This window comes from Sphingobacterium sp. UBA7249 (genome assembly GCF_002472835.1).
Lineage (GTDB): Bacteria > Bacteroidota > Bacteroidia > Sphingobacteriales > Sphingobacteriaceae > Sphingobacterium > Sphingobacterium prati.
This window is the reverse complement of record NZ_DKST01000004.1, coordinates 72,277-92,907: the sequence shown is the minus strand read 5'-3', so window position 1 is coordinate 92,907 and position 20,631 is coordinate 72,277. Positions and strand designations below refer to the sequence as shown.

8 protein-coding genes are annotated in these 20,631 nt (G+C 42.0%); 1 reads left to right on the top strand and 7 read right to left on the bottom strand.

Annotation, left to right across the window (positions count from 1 at the left end; all coding sequences use genetic code 11):
- The first annotated feature begins 491 nt into the window (after window positions 1-491).
- Window positions 492-2,852, top strand: a complete 2,361-nt coding sequence (locus B4A24_RS02885) for a glycoside hydrolase family 127 protein (RefSeq protein ID WP_293942473.1) — start codon at window positions 492-494, stop codon at window positions 2,850-2,852.
- An 8-nt stretch (window positions 2,853-2,860) separates the two neighbouring features.
- On the opposite strand, the gene B4A24_RS02880 is transcribed toward B4A24_RS02885, so the two are convergent.
- The 7 genes from B4A24_RS02880 to B4A24_RS02850 form a co-directional block, all read right to left on the bottom strand.
- Window positions 2,861-5,353: a sugar-binding domain-containing protein gene (locus tag B4A24_RS02880; protein ID WP_293942471.1), complete on the bottom strand. Its 2,493-nt coding sequence runs from the start codon at window positions 5,351-5,353 to the stop codon at window positions 2,861-2,863.
- 27 nt (window positions 5,354-5,380) lie between these two features.
- A complete protein-coding gene (locus B4A24_RS02875; protein ID WP_293942469.1) occupies window positions 5,381-7,282 on the bottom strand; it encodes a family 43 glycosylhydrolase in 1,902 nt (633 codons plus the stop codon).
- Between the two features lie 102 nt (window positions 7,283-7,384).
- Window positions 7,385-9,100, bottom strand: a complete 1,716-nt coding sequence (locus tag B4A24_RS02870; protein WP_293942467.1) for a RagB/SusD family nutrient uptake outer membrane protein — start codon at window positions 9,098-9,100, stop codon at window positions 7,385-7,387.
- Between the two features lie 15 nt (window positions 9,101-9,115).
- Entirely contained in the window at window positions 9,116-12,196 is a 3,081-nt protein-coding gene (locus tag B4A24_RS02865; RefSeq protein ID WP_293942465.1) for a SusC/RagA family TonB-linked outer membrane protein, read from the bottom strand.
- A 353-nt stretch (window positions 12,197-12,549) separates the two neighbouring features.
- Window positions 12,550-16,563 (bottom strand): hybrid sensor histidine kinase/response regulator transcription factor, encoded by a 4,014-nt coding sequence (locus tag B4A24_RS02860; protein WP_293942463.1) that lies wholly within the window; start codon window positions 16,561-16,563, stop codon window positions 12,550-12,552.
- A 36-nt stretch (window positions 16,564-16,599) separates the two neighbouring features.
- On the bottom strand, window positions 16,600-18,546 hold the full coding sequence (locus B4A24_RS02855; protein ID WP_293942462.1) for a glycoside hydrolase family 97 protein: 1,947 nt from the start codon (window positions 18,544-18,546) through the stop codon (window positions 16,600-16,602).
- Window positions 18,547-18,665: 119 nt separating this feature from the next.
- The gene (locus tag B4A24_RS02850; RefSeq protein WP_293942460.1) at window positions 18,666-20,627 is read right to left on the bottom strand and encodes an alpha-L-arabinofuranosidase C-terminal domain-containing protein; all 1,962 of its coding nucleotides are present in this window, start codon (window positions 20,625-20,627) and stop codon (window positions 18,666-18,668) included.
- Between the last annotated feature and the right edge of the window lie 4 nt (window positions 20,628-20,631).

Here is a 20,631-nt window from a genome sequence, read left to right as displayed (position 1 = left end):
TAATCCAAATAATAATGGCTACTACAACCACTACCATCAATATTCCGGACCAAACACCGGCTTTAAATATGCCTTCTATCGCGGCACAGCTAGAAACGAGTACTAGTAAACTCGACATTAAAGTAAAAGGAATTATTCTTTTCATAAGTACATGTTTTAATCGTTCAATTAACCATAAGACAATATGTAATCAGAAATTGTTTCAAAAAACGAGCTATTTCAATAAATTTTACAGCTATCGGTGTTTTTTATGGCGAAGAGGAATGCGTAGCGCACACTATATAGAAAGATGATTTCCTAAAAACGCTGTTTATGAATTAACTGTTCAAAAGGAAAGTTGAACACATATTAAATAAATGTAAAAAAAACACTTAATAAATGTAACCTAATTTATATCTTTGATATGTCGGTCAATATACATTTCGTCAGATCGCTAACCAAATAAAAGCATGCTTTCTTAATGCTGATTATAGACTATAAATTGCAATAAAATGAAATTAAAAAGTAGCCTCTTCCATCTTATTTTTGCGACAACTTTTAGCCTGCCCTTATATGCACAAATTTCCAAATCATTGAATTATTTCGCTATAGAGGATGTCCGATTATTGCCCAGTCCTTTTAAGCACGCTGAGCAGCTCGATCTATCGTATTTACTTGAAATGGATCAAGATCGCCTATTAGCCCCCTTTATGCGTGAAGCCGGTTTGCCCACTAAGAAAGACTCCTATACGAACTGGGAAAACACAGGTTTGGATGGACATATAGGTGGCCATTATCTTTCTGCTCTCTCCTATATGTATGCATCAACTGGCGATTCCCGAATTAAAGAACGACTTGATTACATGATTTCCAATCTGAAACAATGTCAGGATGCCAACGGTAATGGATATATTGGCGGAGTACCTGGGGGTAAACTTATTTGGGAAGAAATTCAAAAAGGTAATATCCGATCAGGCACCTTTAGCCTAAATGACAAGTGGGTTCCGCTTTATAATATTCATAAAACTTATGCCGGATTACGTGATGCCTACTTATTGACCGCGGATCAGACCGCTAAAAACATGCTGATTAGCATGACAGACTGGGCTGTACAATTGGTTTCTCAATTGTCTGAAGCACAAATACAGGATATGTTACGTAGCGAACACGGTGGACTCAACGAGGTTTTTGCAGATGTCGCCGCAATTACCCAAAATCCCAGCTACCTCCAACTTGCGCGAAAATTCAGTCACCAGTCCATCTTAACGCCACTCATGGAACACCGTGATAAATTAACGGGATTACATGCCAATACGCAGATCCCAAAAGTCCTTGGTTTCAGAAGGATTGCTGAGCTCTCTGATGATCAGCAGCTGACCGAAGCAGTACGTTACTTTTGGGACAATGTCGTACAACATCGCTCGATTGCCATTGGTGGAAATAGCGTCAGTGAACATTTTAATCCGATCGACGATTTCTCCAAAATGGTCCATAGCATCGAAGGACCTGAGACTTGTAATACGTATAACATGTTGCGGTTGACAAAAATGTTGTATCGGACAGACCAACAGGGTAAATATCTGGATTTTTATGAACGTGCATTATATAATCACATCCTGTCCACCCAACATCCCCAACATGGCGGATTCGTGTATTTTACACAAATACGTCCCGGACATTATCGCGTTTATTCACAGCCCCAAACAAGCATGTGGTGCTGTGTAGGTTCGGGAATGGAAAGTCACGCCAAATATGGTGAGATCATATATGCGCATAAACACGATGAGTTATACGTCAATCTCTTTATTCCCTCACGATTAAATTGGAGGGAAAAAGGTGTCGAGATTATCCAAGACAACAACTTTCCAAAGGAAGCTTATACAACGCTTAAAATAAATACGCAACGGAAGCGGGAGTTTACGTTGTACCTTCGCAAACCTACTTGGCTTGCTGCCATACCAACTATTTCAATTAACGGAACCCCCTATACAATTACCGATTCTACAGCAACACATCTCAAAATAAAACGTACTTGGAAGCCTGGAGATCTGTTACGAATGGAACTGCCAATGGGCATCCATGTCGAACAGTTACCTGATCAAAGTAATTATTTCAGTATATTATGTGGTCCCATTGTACTTGCAGCCCGTTCAGGTACAGAAGATTTACGGGGACTCAAGGCTGACGACAGCCGGATGGGCCATATTGCTTCTGGCAAGCAAATTCCTTTGCGTGATGTTCCTATTCTGACAACCCATCCCGACGCAATTCCATCGCTCGTGCATCAGATCTCATCCAAACCGTTACACTTCACGCTTAACGGACTTCGTCAGGGTAAAGATAGCCTTAAAATGGAATTGGAACCTTTCTATGGTATCCACGATAGCCGATACATTCTATATTGGCCACAGGCAACAGCAGCGCAACTTCAAGAACAACAAGAGAAAATCGATCGCGATGAACGTGAAAGCTTGGCCTTGACGGCTATTACTATTGACAAGGTGACTCCTGGTGAACAACAACCTGAGTCAGATCACTTCTTTCGTGAAGAAAATAGCAACGCCGGCGTAACGGAAGATACTCGTTGGCGTGAAGCCAAGGGCTGGTTCAGTTACCAGATGAAAAATACAAACAATAGCGTGCTATTGTTAAAATTTATGACAGACACCGCTGTGCATAATACCGAAATTTTGGTCAATGGAATCCCTGTCGAAACGTTAAAAAACAAAGGCAATCAATTAGAAGTTAAAACCATACAAATTGAACTTCCAAAAGAAATTTCCAATACATCTACAATAGAAGTTAAAATTAAGGGGACATCAACGTCCCCTACTCATAAAATCTTAGAAATACGGACGCTCCGATCAGATTGATCGGAGCTTTAATTGATAACATAAGCTACGGTAGCTGTTTTCAGCCATGGCGAAGTAAATCGAAGATTGATTTTATCTCCCGATTTGCCTAAAGATTGAACATACACCATCATTTTACCATGGTAAACCCGTTGTCTATTATCCGTATAATCGCCCATATCTGTATTGTTTCCTGCTTCCAAGCCAAGTAGGCGTGCGTCTCCAATCACATCACAGGTGACCTCATCGTCAGATAAAGCTACGGGAACACCTTTTTCATCTACAATCTGTATAGCAATCTGAACAACAGCACCCGCATTAGTTTGCTGATCTTCTACCACTACCGCTTGGATGGAAGCTGGCCGCTGACTAGATTGAATAGCATGGCGGACAGCCTGTTTTCCGTTTACATCCGACCCCACAACCTCCAACTTGCCTGCCTTATACGGAATATCCCAAAAGATGATCCCCGTCTTCGCATCGTATTCTTTCTCTTCGCCAACAATATTGCCGTTCAGTTCCAGTCGAGCTCCAGCACTATTGGTATAACATACCACACGGATCAGCTGGCCATCCTGATAATTCCAGATCGGCCACGCATCCATCGAAGGGTTTTCATTCTTTCGTGGCCGCTGCTCTGATTCCGAAGTTGTCCAAAGGTCAGACACACCGCTCCCCCCACCCAATGGGTAAGTTCCCAAATAGGCCATGGGTTTTTCCGTCCATAAAGACTGACGATAATACCCACGAGGCTTGATAAAGCCTGCAAAATCCAATAGTCCCGAATAAAACCCACGCGAAGGCCAGCGTCCTGACTCCCCTAAGTAGTCGATCCCAGTCCATAAAAATTGGCCAAATATATGCGTGTTGTCACGTACAGCCAGCCACGCAGGCAAATCATGTCTATTTTCGCTACCGAAGATCACACGTGCCGGATAGCGTTTGTGATCCTGCTGATAGCGGCTTTCGGTATAATTGTACCCGGCAATATCCAGCGCTCCGGGGTAGGCAGTCTCGTTGGACATCGCTACACCAGCTAGACCGGCTGTCACCGCTCGGCTTCGATCGTATTTTTTCACCACGGCAACCAAGCGTTTGGCAATATCCCCCAAGCGCATCGCATCCGGTGCCTCCTTTTTATACCCTCCATAAGAGGCCTGTGTAAAGTCGCCTTCTTTTTTTTCACCGTTTAGTATCGGATGCGAATAAGGATCATTTGGATAGTCAACTTCATTACCTATACTCCAGGCAAAAATAGAAAGGTGATTTCTATCCCTTTTGACCATGTCCGCCAAATCCCGCTCACCCCATTCTTCAAAAAAGTCATATGCACCTTCAAATCCTGGCATACCTACATTCCAACCTTGTAACCACTTTCGTTTCGGAAATTCCCATTCATCAAATGCTTCATCCATGACTAATAGGCCAAGCTCATCACATAACGTATATAACGAGGAGGCTTGGGGGTTGTGGCTCGTACGAATGGCATTAACGCCCAGCGATTTTAAGGTGAGCAAACGACGCTTCCATACTTCGGTATAGACCTCAGCCCCGAGCACACCAGCATCATGATGTAGGCAGACGCCCTTCACTTTCATCCATTCGTTATTTAAAGCGAAGCCCTTGTTGGGATCAAACGTAAATGTCCTAAAGCCAGTCTTTACTTCGGACTGGTCAATCTGTTTCCCATTTTGCCATAGTGTTGTACGCAACGTATACTGTATAGGATTGTCCAAACTCCACAATTTAGGCTTTGCTAACGTCAATTGCTGCTGTACAGTTTCTTTTTCGCCAGTATTAACACTAAGTTTTTTTGTTTTTTTTGAAACGAGTTTCCCCCCCGCCTCAATCAACTCTTGCTGCACAGTAATTGGGCTAGCCGCCGTAGAACTATTGACAATAGTAATTTCGGAATTAAGAATCCCTTCTTCTCCTTTCAGTTCTGGATAAGCATATACACCCCATTGGTCTATATGTAATTGACTGGCCTTCACCAGCCAGACATCCCGATAGATTCCCGAACCTGTATACCACCTGGAATCCGCATACTGACTGTGGTCTACCCTAACGGCGATTGTATTTTCTTTCCCAAACTCAATATATGGACTGATATCATATGCAAAAGATACATATCCATTAGGCCGTTTTCCAACTGACTTTCCATTGATAAAAACTTCACTTCGGTTGTATACTCCTTCAAAATATATAAATATCTTTTTGCTTTGGTCTTCTACTGGTATCAATAGCTGTTTTTGATACCAACCAATACCACCCGGTAAATATCCAGTTGCGCTGGCAAGACTTGGGCTAAGGGGGTATTTGACACCCCAGTCATGCGGTAAACGGATCTGTTGCCAGCCTTCATTTTTCATTTCTGCCGGACCTTTAATATCGCCCAAATGAAAGCGCCAATCAGAATTCACGCGCTCAGCGGCGCCAAATCCAAGTTGAGCATATACAGCACTAGTTCCCATTCCCATGCCGAGCGCTAATACCGCCAAGTTTTTTATTATTTTTTTCATCCTCTTTTTTACATTAAGTTTTGATGATTAAAGCGTTGGAACAACAGGCACAACTCGTCCCTGTCCGTCAAAATACAGGCGATCCATGCATACCTCCCGATTAAATCCTGCGGCATCCCCCATTGCAATACCTTTCGGATAGTTGAATCTATGATAGACGATATACCACTCGTCTTTACCAGGAATCTGCAGGATTGAATTATGCCCTGTGCCATAAATCCCTTTGGCAGGATCTTTTTGTAAAATCAAATTTTTCTCTGGCACAGTGATCGGGCCATAAGGCGAAGTGGAAGTCCCGTAACGTACCCGATAATTTTCGCTCCGAGTATCATCTTCCGACCAAAAGAAATAATAAAGCCCCTTACGGTAGACAACATATGCACCTTCACGAAATGTCTTATCCGGAGTAAGCACTTTTACAGTATTTTTTTTGATGGAGATCATATCCTTGTTGAGTTCGGCAACAGCCAGATAGCCATTCCCCCAATACAGATAACTTTTTCCTGATTTAGGATCATTGAACACTGCGGGATCAATTTCCTGTCCTCCCTTTACACCTTCAGGCCTGAAATCGATCAGCGGTTTGCCCGAATCTTTGAAAGGTCCAGATGGTAGATCCGCCACCGCAACACCAATCTTTTGTGCTGCCGTAAAATAATAGTAGTATTTGTAATTGTTTTTTACTTTCTTTTCAGTGATCGTAGGTGCCCAAGCATTTCTAGCCCCCCAGGCAACATCTTTTTTAAGATCCAAAATAACGCCTTCATCTTTCCAGTGACTTAAATCGGGAGATGAAAAAGTCTTAAAATAATAACCACCCCAGCCATCAAAACCATCACTAGTAGGATAGATATAGTATTGCTTTGTTTTATTGGAATAAAGGACATCTGGATCGGCGTAGAAACCTTCCAAAATAGGATTCTTTCGTCCTCCGATCTGAATATCTTTGGGAGTTCCCCATTTTGAAGTCAGCGCGAGAAGTTCTCTTCTAGAAATAGGAATGATGGTTCCATGACGCGGATGAAAATCCATATCAATTGCATGATCAATTACCTTAAAGCGGTCAAGATCTTCGGATATGCAAAATTGATATTTTCCTTTACCGTAGACATCATACATGAGGATATACTTATCGGACTGATTTAATTTAAAGACACCGGATCCTTCCACAGCATCTTTGGTCTGTTGTTTATACCCCGGCTGTTCGATCCATTTTCCTGAAGTTAGGGAATCTGTTATCGCAAGCTTGATTCCATTGCCGTGGCCCTCTGTTTTGTAGAATAGATAAAATAGGCCATTTTTCTCGATAATGTCCCCATCAATACATGATTTACCATTTTTAGGGAGAAACAATACCTGTGGTTCGCTCTCAAAATCCGTAAAATCCCTATTTGCATAAGCATAATAGATAATATCCGGATCATTCCCATGTTTCATGGACCAATACACCATATATTTTCCAACAGCAGGATCAAATATAGTTTGCGGTGCCCATACTCTTTTCAAGTTCTCATGATCTCTGAACCGTTGTTGAATATCAATCTTTTGATAGGACCAATGCAGCAAATCTGATGATTTCAACAAGACCATGCCTCGGTTGGACTCCCAACCTTTGGATGATGTCATATCCGTCAATACCATATAAAATGTTTTCCCATCTTCTCCACGGAGAATATGCGGATCACGTACTCCACCAGTTTTGCTGATGTTCTTCGAATCCAGGACTGGGCGATTGTCATTAAGTGCCCGGTAGGTATAGCCATCCGTGCTGATAGCAAAACAGACTGCTTCATCCGCTACTGCATTCCCCTTGAAGTAAGCAAACAGGTAACCTGCAAAATCCTTCTCGGCGGGTCCATATTTATAGTCCTGTGCGTATACCGATGCCGCAATATTCATCCATAAAAATGCTATAATTGTAAATCTCATGTATAAAATAAATTAGTAAAAGGTTCGTAATCTGACAACGATGCGCTAGGTTTCTTTTTCCGAACTAGCGCATCTACTAAGTCATTTTTTAATAAATTAGCATTAATAACCTGGATTTTGTTCCAATTGTCCATTTGATGACAATATTTCTGAACGTGGAATTGGAAGCCAATAGTGCTTTTCTTCAAACCGACGGCCCGATAATGCCTCTTTTCGTGTATAGGTAAGCCCGCCACTTCCCTTTGTTATTGTCATTCCGTAGGCTGCAACGTTCTCCGTATCCATGGCTATTTTCCAACGTCTTACATCGTAAAAACGATGTTCTTCAAACGCCAGTTCTACCCGACGCTCATAACGCACATGCTGTCTAAACTCATCTTTCGATTGCCCAATAGGGATTTCAGGCATTTCTACTGAGGGTCTTGTACGAACCAGGTTCAAAGCTTGCCTAGCAGTTAAATCGCCACCAGTAGGAGTTACATCCGGACCATAAGCCTCATTTGCAGCTTCCGCATAATTTAATAGAATTTCGGCGTAACGGAAGTAATTCCACGGCTGAAATCCTGCATTTCCCCAAGGATTTTGCAATGGATAAGCATCATTCATAAATTTACGTAGATAATACCCTGTTTTTGACGTATTCCAGTTATCATTTCCTTGCGGGCTATCTTGCCCACCAGGCGTAAAGGTTTCGATAGATCTTCCTCTATACATGGAACCATTATATAAGATCGTCGCGTCAAAACGTGGATCACGATTGTTGTAAGGATTATTGGGATCGTATCCAGAAGCAGTGTTTATCGTTCCATCTGGATTAAAAGGAGTTCTTCCATTTTTCATCTCATAGGCATCTACTAAATTTTGATAAGGCGTGTTCCCCCCCCAACCACCATAACCATTTGGTCCGTTAGCAATTTCTAGGTGCACATGGTTCGCATTCTTTGTATAATAACGGGCGAAAATAGTTTCGGGATTACGATCTGTCAAAAACAAGGAATGATATCCACCAGTATACAAACTATATTTGTTGAGCACCATCAGATCCTGTGCGGCTCGGGCAGCAGCTGCCCAAGAGCCAACATTATAGAGTGGACTTGCTGCGTATAATAACAGTCTTGATTTTAGCGCCATAGCCGCACCTTTTGTAGCTCTACCGGTCACCCATGTTGCATCGTTATTGTCCTTAGGCAATTTCGCAATGGCATCATCCAATTCCTTAATGACATAGTCCATTCCCTCTTGAATTGATTTTCGTTGAAACAAATTCGCTGTCGTTAAATCATCTTTTAAACCATACACGGTATCGCCCATCAAAACAACCCGACCAAAGTTTCGAATGAGATCATGATAACGAAACGCACGAATAAATTGCAGTTCACCCTCGAGTTGACGCTTATGTGATGTGCTCATCTGAATATTTGCCAACACCTTTTTAGCGTAATTGCATTCCCTTATACTACGGTAGCTGCGTGCCCAGAGCGAACCTGCTGTACCTAAATTTTCGGGAGAAAGCTGTCCTCGTATAATAAGCCAAGTATTGTCATCATTGGTATACATTGACTCGTCTGTCAATGAAGACCATAGCGCGTATTCAAATCCCCGACCAAAGCCCGGATTGGTACCATCTGCTTCATTTGATATAATTCGCTCCCCGATATATTTATTGATAATAAAGGCTTCCAAAACAGCTGTATCAGTCTCTATCGCTTCAGTCGAGATCCGATCCGTAGCGGTGACATCCAACAAGTTTTTATTACAAGCTGAGAAGATCATTGCTCCCAAGGCTAATAACACGATATATTTATTTAAAGATTTCATTGATTACCTTCCTTCTTAAAATTTTAAATTTACACCTACATTAATGATTCGTTGTTGCGGGTAAAACTGGCCGCTGCCACTACTTCCTTCGGGATCATAGTCTTTCACTTTGGTCAACGTCACTAAATTGAACCCATTCATATAGAAGCGAAGCCCGCCCAATTTCAGTTTTGACAAGGCTTGACTTGTAAACGTATAACCTATTTCTACATTTTTTAATCTCAAGAAAGATGCGTTATTCAACCAAAATGTATTGTTATACAAACCGCCACTGACCGCTGAAGAAGCTCGTTCAGCTACTTTTGGATAGGTGCCACTAGGGTTGTTCACTTCGTTAAAACGATTATCTGCCCAACTGCTGTAAAAGTTGCCCACTGTGCCGGACTCAGGGAGCACGTACTGACTGACTTTTGCCTGCCCGGCAAACAAAACTGCAACATCAAAATTTTTGTATGCAGCATTCAAACTGAAACCATAAGTGATCTGCGGAATATTACCGTATTTAGTTCGCACCATATCATCAGCGGTGATCTTTCCATCTTGATTGTAATCTTCATAAATTAAATCGCCGACCTGAGCACCAGGAGCCTGAGGAGAGTCCGCAAGATCTGCCGCGTTTCTGTTTAAACCCACTGCGTTATATAAAAGATACGTACCCAGCGACCTTCCAGTCTGGCGCTGATGATCCAATGTACCACCGGCTTCATCGATAAAGATGATTTTGCTTTTGGCAAGTGTAAAATTACCGGACGCTCCCCAACTAAAATCGCCCGCCTTTTGATAGCTTAGTGTCGCTTCAACCCCCTCACTATTCACTTTACCGATATTCTCAGAAGGTACGAGTGGATCTGCATCGTAAGGGTTTACAATACCGGAAATTGCAGGGATAGAAGCATTACGGGTCGTTAAAATATCGGATCTTTTCTGGTGAAAATAGATCGCTTCTAAGCTAAAGTTTTTTAAGAATTGAGCGTTTAACCCAATATCTAGCTTCTTGGATACCTCCCAAGTAATAGCTGGATTTGCCAATTTTGCCAACTTAACATTTGGACTTATCTGGCTTTTGTCATTTAAAAGAGCGACCAGGCCATTCCCTACGAGGGTATAATTATCAAAATACTGGAATCCATTGACATTGTCATTCCCCAGCGTACCGTAAGAAGCCCTAATCTTCAGATCGTCAAAAAAGCCTACATTTTCTGAAAACCAATCTTCCTTGCTAATACGCCATCCCGCTGATACGGAAGGGAAATACCCCCATCTTTTACCCTCAGGAAAAATCGAAGATCCATCCGCACGAAGCTGTCCCTCAAACAGATATCTCTCGTCATAATTATACGCTATACGGCTAATGATACTTTGCCGGGTATAATTCGTACTATAACCTGAGTTCAGGTAATCCGTGGAAGCGGATCCACCTTGTGACAATTCGGGCAATTTAGTAGAAAGATAGTTAAAACGCTGTGCATCAAAATATTCCAAATGTCGTTTACTTTGCTCATATCCAATAAATGCATTGACGGCGTGTTCACCGAATTTTCGGTCAAAATTCAGTTTAAGATTACTTGTAATCAGCGATTCATTGGTATGCGATTCGGTTAAAGTAGCCTTGTTATTATTCCCACCCACGATTGATTCTTCATAAGTGTTTTTAGCCTGATTGTAATTATTTAAAACATAGGGAACACTGAAATTTTTCCCAAAATTTGCTGACTTATCCACCGAAAGGAAACCGTCTACCGATAAGCCTGCTACCCATGGGAGTTGGTAACTTGCTCTTAAAATACCATTGAAAACTTGTTTTGGGTTGTCTACTGTTCCGCCGATATCTGTTACCATCAACACTGGGTTAGAACCTTCAATTCCCCGAGTCGGCAGCCCATTTGGATAGTAAGCACTGACAGTAGGGTAAGCACGGTAAATCGAGCGAAAGATGTCGCCAGCCGACGCAATCGGAAATTTCCGATCTTCTTGCCGCCCTGATAGAGACAATCCGACTTTAAACCGATCGGTGATGTTAGCATCTAAATTTGTTCTAAAATTATACTGTTTATATTTTGTGATCCCCTTTTTGTATAGTCCGTCCTGATAGACAGATCCTAAAGACATAAAATAGCGTACATCTTCAGTACCACCGGCAACAGAGAGATTATGCTGATTTTGTAAAGCCGTCTTCTTCAGAGTAACATCTGCCCAGTTAGTATTTGGATACAAAAGCGGATCAGAACCATCTCTAAATTGCTGGAGCTGTTGTTCTGAATAAATTTGGTTCATTCCACCAGCAGGACTATTTCCGTAGGCAATTTCATTGCGTAAAATGGCGTATGTCACCGCATCGGCCATTTTTGGCAGCCTTGTAGGTGAACTAAAACCCTGGTTACCACTATACGTAATCGTTGGCTTACCACTTTTTCCACGTTTGGTGGTTACCAAAATAACTCCGTTGGCAGCGCGGTTACCATAAATAGCAGCGGAAGCATCTTTTAACACAGAAACGCTTTCGATATCATTCGGATCCAGGCGTTCCAAACCGCCTATTTGTCCAGGCACACCATCCACAACAACCAAAACATCGTTGCTTCCAGTAGTCGCCTGCCCACGCACTGTAATCGACGAGCCATCATATCCAGGCTCTCCGCTGCGGTTGTTAATCACCACGCCCGAAAAGCGGCCGGCAAGCGAATTTGACAAATTTGGTTGTGGACTTTTAACAAGGTCTTTTCCTTTCACTTCCGAAATAGATCCCGTCACAGTTGCTTTTCGTTGTGTACCATAACCTACTACCACCACATCTTCCAAAACATGATCATCACTTTCCAGCTGAATCACCAGATTTGTCGTTCCATTCAAGGGTGCTTTATAGGTTTTATATCCGACAAACGATACGACAAGCATACCCTTACTGGCATTCAGTTCAAATTTTCCTGATTTGTCCGTTGAGGTCCCCCTACCTCCGCCTTCAATAATCACACTTGCACCTATGATAGGTTCATTGGCTTTATTCAAGACCTGCCCCGTAATTTTCCCTTGGGCGTATAACATAGTTGGCGCAACGCTCAGCATGGTATACAAAGAAACAATTTTTAGGTTGTTCATAAATTTCTATACGAATTAAACAGTAAATAATACAATCTGGTCAGAAAAGTCAGTGGAGATGATAAACTATGGTTTGCATTGTTTACATCAGTTGCATTGCTGTTTCCCTACCCAGATTTATAATTGATTATACCGTCAAACTTAGTGGATTTTAAAGCATCCTACCGTATACAAATCCGTCAAATAACATATAATTTTCGGTCAAAAAACAGCTTCTAAGCTCCAATTTACATATATTTCTATTACTACCTCATTTTGATGGGTGAGTTTTTCTACGGGCGTTTTACATAGAAGACTTGTGTATGCTTACCTCGACGGAGCGACGACAGCAAGCATACATCATCCTACATTGATCAGGCTTTAGTCTGGGATTTTTGATAGTCCGATGGAAGCTTGCCAAATTCTTCTTTGAAGCACTGTCTAAAATAAATAACACTATTGATTCCTACCATAAATGAAACTTCGGTTACATTGAATGCACCAGATCGTAGCAATTCGGCCGCTTTATGTATCCGTATTTTACGCACAAGTTGATTGATATTCTTACCTGTGATTCCTTTGAGTTTCCGATATAAGGTAGACTGGCTCATATTCATTCTTTCGGCCAGCGTAGCCGCATCCAATACCTCATCCTGCATATGCTGCTCGACAATGGACACAAAATCCCGTACAAAGGCATTTTCGCGCCATAATTCATCTTTCTCGATTTCCTTACCTTTTACACTGTCTTTTGGATCATTCACCTTTATTTTCTGTAAAATAGCACCGTTCATAGCCTTCTGCTTACGAAGTAAGTTCTCAATGCGTTTGATCAGCAATGCTCCCCCAATCGGTTTTGTTAGATAGGAGTCGATACCGAGTTCATACCCCCGTTGCCGATCCAACTCCGTATCCTTTGCGGTCAATAAAATTAGGGGGATATGGCTTGTCGCTCGCTCCGCTTTCAATCGCTCCGCCAAAACAAAGCCGTCCATATCTGGCATCATAATATCACTGATCAAAAGATCAGGCACGCTATTTTGCGCTATTTCTAAACCAACTACACCATTTTCGGCCAACAAAACATCATAATTTATGCGCAATATATTTCCTAAATATTCACGTAAATCCCTATCATCCTCGACCAAAAGGATCAGCGGACGACCATGCTCTGTTTCCTTATTTTCCGTTTCTATCACCAAATCTGTTTCAGTCCCGCTTTCAGGAGCGACTTTATTTGCTAAAAATCGTACCGATATTTTCGTTCCCAAACCTTCGGTACTACTAATTTCTATCTTTCCCTGATGAATCACCGTTAGGTCTTTTACCAACGCCAAACCTATCCCAGTACCATGCACTCCCCCCTTTGGAATTTGGTAGAACTTATCGAAAATTCGATCAATCTCTTTTGCTGGAATACCACAACCTGTATCTTCAACCGACAATATTGCCCAATTGACCAAATTTGACTCCTCATACACCAGGCTTAATTTGATATACCCAGCATCGGTATATTTATACGCATTCGACAGTAGATTATCTACGATCAACTGAACAATTTCACCATCGAATAACGTGCGGATATCTGTTTGGGGCAGATCAGACAGCAGCTGAACCTTGGGCTTATTATTTAAGGTCATATACTTTTCCAAGATATCCCTGAGCATTTCACTCAATGTGCCCGGTTCAAGTACAAGCGGTTTAAACTGCGATTCGACTTTTCTAAACTCCAAAAGTTGATTGACCAATGTAAAAAGTCTATTGGCACTTTTCTGAACGGTATGTACTAATCCTTTATTTTTTGGAGATAATTCTTCCTCATGAGAAAGATCGTCAAGAGGACCAAGTATCAGTGTCAATGGCGTTCGAAGCTCATGGGTGATGTGCGTATAGAAATTCATTCGCTCGCTATGCAACTGTTCATCTTGGCGGTGCTGCCGCTCTTTGAGTTTCAATTCAGATTCTGCTTTCATTCTTTTGATATAAAAGAAAATGAGCGTAGAAATAATCAGCAAAAAGATCAGTAGATAAGCGATCTTTGCGGTCAGACTCAGGTAAAAAGGTGGTGTGATTTTGATCAGCAAACGCTGATATGTCTGCGACCAAGATCCATTTTTTAAACGTGTACGGATCAACAGCTCATGATCGCCGTACGGAATATTTCGAAAGTCAAGATTGGTCTCGTTACCGAGAAAAATCCAGTCATTATTTAGTCCCTGCAATTGATAACCGAATTCGACCAGTCCGTCTAACGCATAATCCATTACCGCAAGCTCGATCCGAAAACTATTTTCATCATGTGCAAGCCTAATCTCATTGAATTCTGAGGGATATTTGTCCTCCTGTGTATTTGACTCTCCAGATCGAAAGACAATAAATCGACTGACGCGCAACGGAGATGTCGGTAGATTTGATGGGATTTCATTCGGGTCAAAATAGCATATTCCATCTTGCATCCCAAAAAACAACCGACCTTTTAGATCTTGCCCCACACTTCCATTGATAAAGCCCCCGAGTGGTAAACCAAATGATTGGTCATACTGAAGAAAACGCTTTTCTTTGGGTAGATAGCGTAACATACCTGATTTGGTAGAACACCAAATATGGCCATTTTGATCTTCCGAGAGCCCATTGACAAACAACCAAGCGTCATCACCTGGAGGCATTAAAATTATCAGGTCCCCGATTTTTTTTCTCGCTTCCTGCAATGCCATTCCTTGATTTGTCGCAATCCAGATATCATTGTTTTTGTCACGCATCAAATGATTAATGGTATTGTTGCGCAACCCATTTCCGTTATCCATTTTCCGAATCAATTTTCGGTTGCCATTATATACGTAGAGTCCTTGCCCATACGTCCCTACCCACATATTGTGCTGTCCATCTTCCACCAACGCTCTAGGGGCATAGTCTCCTAGCATAGGATTGTTGATTAACAATTTTTGAACGCTATGGGTAAACGGATCGTAGATAAATAAACCTTGGTATGCAGCAATCCAAATTGCTCCACGATGATCTTCATAAATAGCCCGCACCTCGGACACAGGCTCCCCCAGGTCAATTTCATGCCATTTTGCCGATCTAGCATAGCAGACTGCTATTCCCCCTTTTCGCAAACCTAACCAAATATGTTGATTATGATCCTTAAACGCTGTCAATATAAAATCCTCAGGGCTTCCATTCTTCTGAGTCATCTGTCTGAGCAAATCGCCATCTCTGTCGATCTCCACAATTCCAGATCCTTCAGTTGCCAACCAAACCGCCTCATTATTGCCTACGATTATATTACTCACTGTTGCCAACCGATCTGAAAGAAGTCCAGCTGATGGAAAAACATTAAAAAAAGGTCTAATATGACTGATAACACCCACACCGCCACCATATACCGACAACCAAATATTACCAAATCTATCTGCGGCGATATCCTGCACCATTGCATTATTTCCTTTTCCTAGATCAAAAACCTGCAGTTGCTTAACGCCCTCAATCCGTCTATCATATCCATAGGTAGCTTGTAAAGCAAAGAGCTGAGACGATTCTCCTCCTATCCAAATGGTATCTCCTATTTCTTTAATTGCGTAAACAAAGGGCTCATTTCCATTTTTTGATGATCCAGCCAAAGGAATACGCATGATCCGGCTGCTCGACCTATGGTAAACCGCAAGTCCTTTGCGGGTACCGATCCAGATATTATTAAAACGATCACAATGTAAGGCTTTAACCTCATTGTCCGGTAATTCACCAGCGGTATTTTGATGCGTGAATCTTTTTACCGATCGACGAATTGGATCCAGTATCGTTAATCCCTCTTTGACGTGTCCTACGTACAACATTCCTTTTTGATCTTCCGCGAGTGACCATATACTGTTTTCAGGAAATCCAGGTAAATTCTTTTTATTTAAATGGCTAAATTCTTTTTTTATCGGATCAAAGTGCTGCAATCCCTGATGATAAGTCGCTAACCACAGCTTTCCATCCCTTGCCTTAAGCATAGCTGTGATATCATTTGTAGCTATGGACTTTGCGTCGGTCGGATTATGTAAATAGTAGGTAAATCTATTCGTCGTTAAATCGAGTACATTCAATCCATTCGATCGTGTACCGATATATAGCTTTCGATCGTCATAAAGTAATGTATTGATTTCGTTGCTGTTGACGGAGAGCCCATCTTGTTTTTCTGAGGCATAGTAAGATTTAAAGGCTTTACCCGCAAAACGGTTGAGTCCAAGTTCTGTTGCTACCCACATGAAACCATCATCGTCATGCACGATATCCAACACTTGTTGATTTGTCAATCCATCCTGAAGTGAAAAAAAATAAGGGCGACTTGCTTGCCCTACAACCAACCATGGCGAAAGAAAGGCAAGTACAATCAACAATTTCTTCATAGTTCGACAAAAAAAAGCAAAAAAAATAAAAAACTGCTATTCTCCAAACAACAATGCTCCAGCATTTGGCTGTAAAGTCAGTCTGATCGTTTTTTCTCTTTTGAGATTTATCATTTTTTGTACGGATTCACGTTCTTTTGTATCGCTTATCAATTGTATGGATTTACCGGAAAGCATTGGCAAATTTATGTCAATTTCTTTTGTTTTCGCTTCCGCATTAATTGCTGCAATATACCATTGCTGATTTTTCCGTCTGGCCAATACCACGTATTTTCCAGGATAGCCATCCACAAACACCGTCTCATCCCATGTTGTCGGCACCTGCTTCATAAAATCAATAACATGTTTGGGCATATCCAACAGATTATTTGGTGTTAGGCCAAAATTCTGCACGGGAGTCTGAAATAGTATCGCCGTCGCCAGCTGAAATGTTTCGGTTGTCTTGCGCGTGGTACCACCATTATTTTCCCTATTATGGCGTTTATTGAGCAGCACCGGCCCAAAATCCATTGCAGCTACTGCATTACGGATAAAAGGATGCAGCGTAGCGTTAAAAGCCTCCATATCATTGGCATGCTGTGTAAAAATCAGATTCTCAGAGGCCAACACAGCTTCGCTTCCTACAAAATTAGGATACATACGTTCCCAACCACGGGGTAAGGTACAGCCGTGAAAAATCACTGCCAAGCCATATGCATTTGCGTCCGCAAGGATATCTTCATATAACTTTAGCGTTTCCTGTTTATCTCCACCAAAGAAATCCACTTTTATACCCTTGATACCAATAGATTGCATCCAAGCCATTTCTCTTTTTCGCGCGGCGCTACTATTCATCTTGTTTTTGGGTGTCTGCGGGGCATCGTTCCAATAGCCATTGGAATTGTACCATAGGCAAAGCCCCACCCCTTTTTCACGTCCATAGTTTGCCAGCTCTTCGATCTTAACCTTTCCTATGCGCTCATCCCACCAATTGTCAACCAAAACAAATTCATAGCCCATTGACGCCGATAAATCAATAAACTTTTTCTGATCATTAAAATTGATGCTTTCATCCTGCCACTCCAACCAGCTCCATGTCGCTCGGCCAAAATTATAGGATTTCGTCGCTGTATATTGCGCTTCGACGACATCAAATGGGATCGTCGTTTCGACAATCGGCTTTAGAGAGCTACCTACTGTCAGCGTTCGCCATGGCGTATAGCCCGGCAAAGATAGTGTGGGGTTTGCTGCACCAATCCCATTATTCTCTCCTATTTCAGGAAAAGCAATCTTGTACAATCCCTGCTTCGTTCCCTCACTGAGTTTGGCACCACAATAACTGGCATTCACTCCCGTCTCCGATAGCAGAATCCAACCCCGGCTACCGATATGAAATAATGCGGGAAAGGTATACCCCAGCCCATATTTGGAAGCAGTTCCCATCGCTTCGTCTGGCACATATGATTCTTCGTAGCTCGGTTTTGTCTTCTTCCAGCCGATCATTGGTGAAGCTTGCGGTGTGAGGAATGTTGTTGTTATTTCCGGAAATTTGAAACCAGTTATTTCCTCCCTGACCGTTAAGTTAGCAGGTTCGCCGGTCTGCGGAATACCATACCGAAAAGCAATATCATTATTACTGACCCGAAAGATAACAATGAGCTTTTGTTTTAGGTCATTTTCCAAAGTACATTGCAATTCATTTGCCTTGTAATGCACTTGGCGACGTTTAATCTTGGGTTCTTCATAGTGCTCATCAATATTTTTTGTATTGGAATCCACCAAACTCATGTTACTGAACAGGTCAACATTTTCGCCTTTTAATCCCAGGGGCGACTTCGCTAACATCTCCTGCCCCTCAAGATGAATTCGATAATAAAGTCTACCTTGATCCAAGGATAGATCTACTTCCAATTTTCCATCAGGACCAGACACCTTGAGTTCCTGAGCGGACAGGCCCGAAAATAGTAACAATAATATTCCAGTGACAATAATTCGTTTCTTCATGTCAAAAATACTTTTTAATTAGTAATACACTTGATCAGCCTATTTCAATTAGGCTACCTCAGAGCGATATTAATCCGCGCTACCCCATCAACACTACTTTATTCTCTTGGATGAGCCTTTTACCGGACTTGTAGCTTGATCAGTGTAAACGAATATGGCGCTAATCTATCGGTAAGTTTCTTCCCTTTAAAAGTAATCGGTTCCTGTTTGGGTTGAATATTCAATGGTTCTTCAATACTATTACTCCCATTCAAGTCTTTTCCCGCTAAGATTATCTTCTCCCCAATGTTTGCAAGTTTCTTCCTGCTAGCAATATCAAAACTAACCTCTACAGGTTTACTATTATAATTAATGAGTTTGACTATCAAGTGACCTAGCTTTTGGTCATATACCGCAGAAGCGTATAGACTATCCTTCCCGGCGACCGGCTGCCCGGCACGGGTGATGGGAATAATTTCCGAACCTTTATTGGTAGAATATAATTTCTGGACTTGGTAGCTCGGCGTTCCGTATACCTGTAAATTATCAACCCAGATTAAATCGGGAGACCATTGCCAGCCATCAACATGTCCAAATAAAGGTGCATAAGAGGCCATTTCAACCACATCACCATTTCGCTCTAAGCCAGTCATGAATGCAGCCTCTGACAGCGCAGCTTCCCAGGTACTTTTACCCGGACCATTGGGTCGAGTTGTATGAGAAGCATATTCTCCTGCAAAAATCTTTGCGCCTTTTCGGTCATAATGATCATAACGGCTCGCGCTCGATAAAAACCAGGATGGTGGACGATAATAATGTTCATCTATGATATTGATATTCATAGCTCTGAGCTTATTATTCAGAAAATCAAAACGATCTCCCTCAGGATCTGTTCCCGAACTTGCGATGATTGCAATTTCAGGATGCTTCTCATTCAGGGCTTTTTTAAATACTGCGAGCCGTTCAATGTACTGTGGTCCCCAATTTTCATTACCCACACCGATCATCTTCAAGTTGAATGACTCCGGATGCCCCATTTCTGCGCGTAATTTGCCCCACTTTGTATCGGCCGATCCATTTGCAAATTCAATCAGGTCCAACGCATCCTGTACATATTCATCCAGCTGTTCCAGCGGAACCAGCTCTCCTGTATTAAACTGACAGGCCATGCCGCAATTAAGAATTGGCACCGGTGCTGCACCAATATCCTCGGACAACAAGAAGTATTCGTAAAATCCTAGACCAAAAGTCTGGAAATAATCCGGGGTCAACCGATGCTTAAATTCGGTATTCCAACGGTTAATGATTAACTCCCGCTCATTTATCGGACCGACAGTTTTTTTCCATTGAAATCTGTTAGCCAAGTCCCTCCCTTCTACAATACAGCCACCCGGAAAACGAATAAATCCAGGTTTCATGTCTGCCAGCATTTGCACCATATCTTTACGTAATCCTTTGGATCGTCCTTTCCATGTATCCTTCGGAAATAACGATAGCATATCGACATCGAGCACTCCTGCACCACTAAACCAAACATTTAACTTAGCTTTCGCTGTTGTTGAGGTCACGGGAAATTTGATGGCCCCCTCAGACCAATTAGCTGACAAAGCCAATGGCAATACAGCCGATCCAATCACCTTATCCTGTTCATCCAACACCTCTACGTGGATTTTCATGTTCGCATTGGGACTACGGTACTGCAATGAGAATTCATATTCTTCCCCGTCCTTTACTCCCATACCACGAAAACCCTCATTTTGCAATCCTAATTTTAAATTCGACACATTATTTAGTCTTAAATAACGTTTATTTCCTTTGCGTTGACCATCATTCAGCAGTAAATAAGTCCCCTCGCCCGCATTATCCAGCTTTTTCCAACCCATCCAAGGTTGATCAAATTCAAAAGATCTATTTTTAACCAGTTCCGCATAGATTCCCCCATCTGCTCCAAGGTTGATATCTTCAAAAAATACCCCCCACATATGCGGTGATATTTTGCCACTGGCCTGATCCAATTGGATATTTAATTCAATCGGGGACTGAGCCACGGCCCAAGTACCTAGAGTCGCAAGCAACAGCGTCATTGACACTACTTTTTTCATCCGT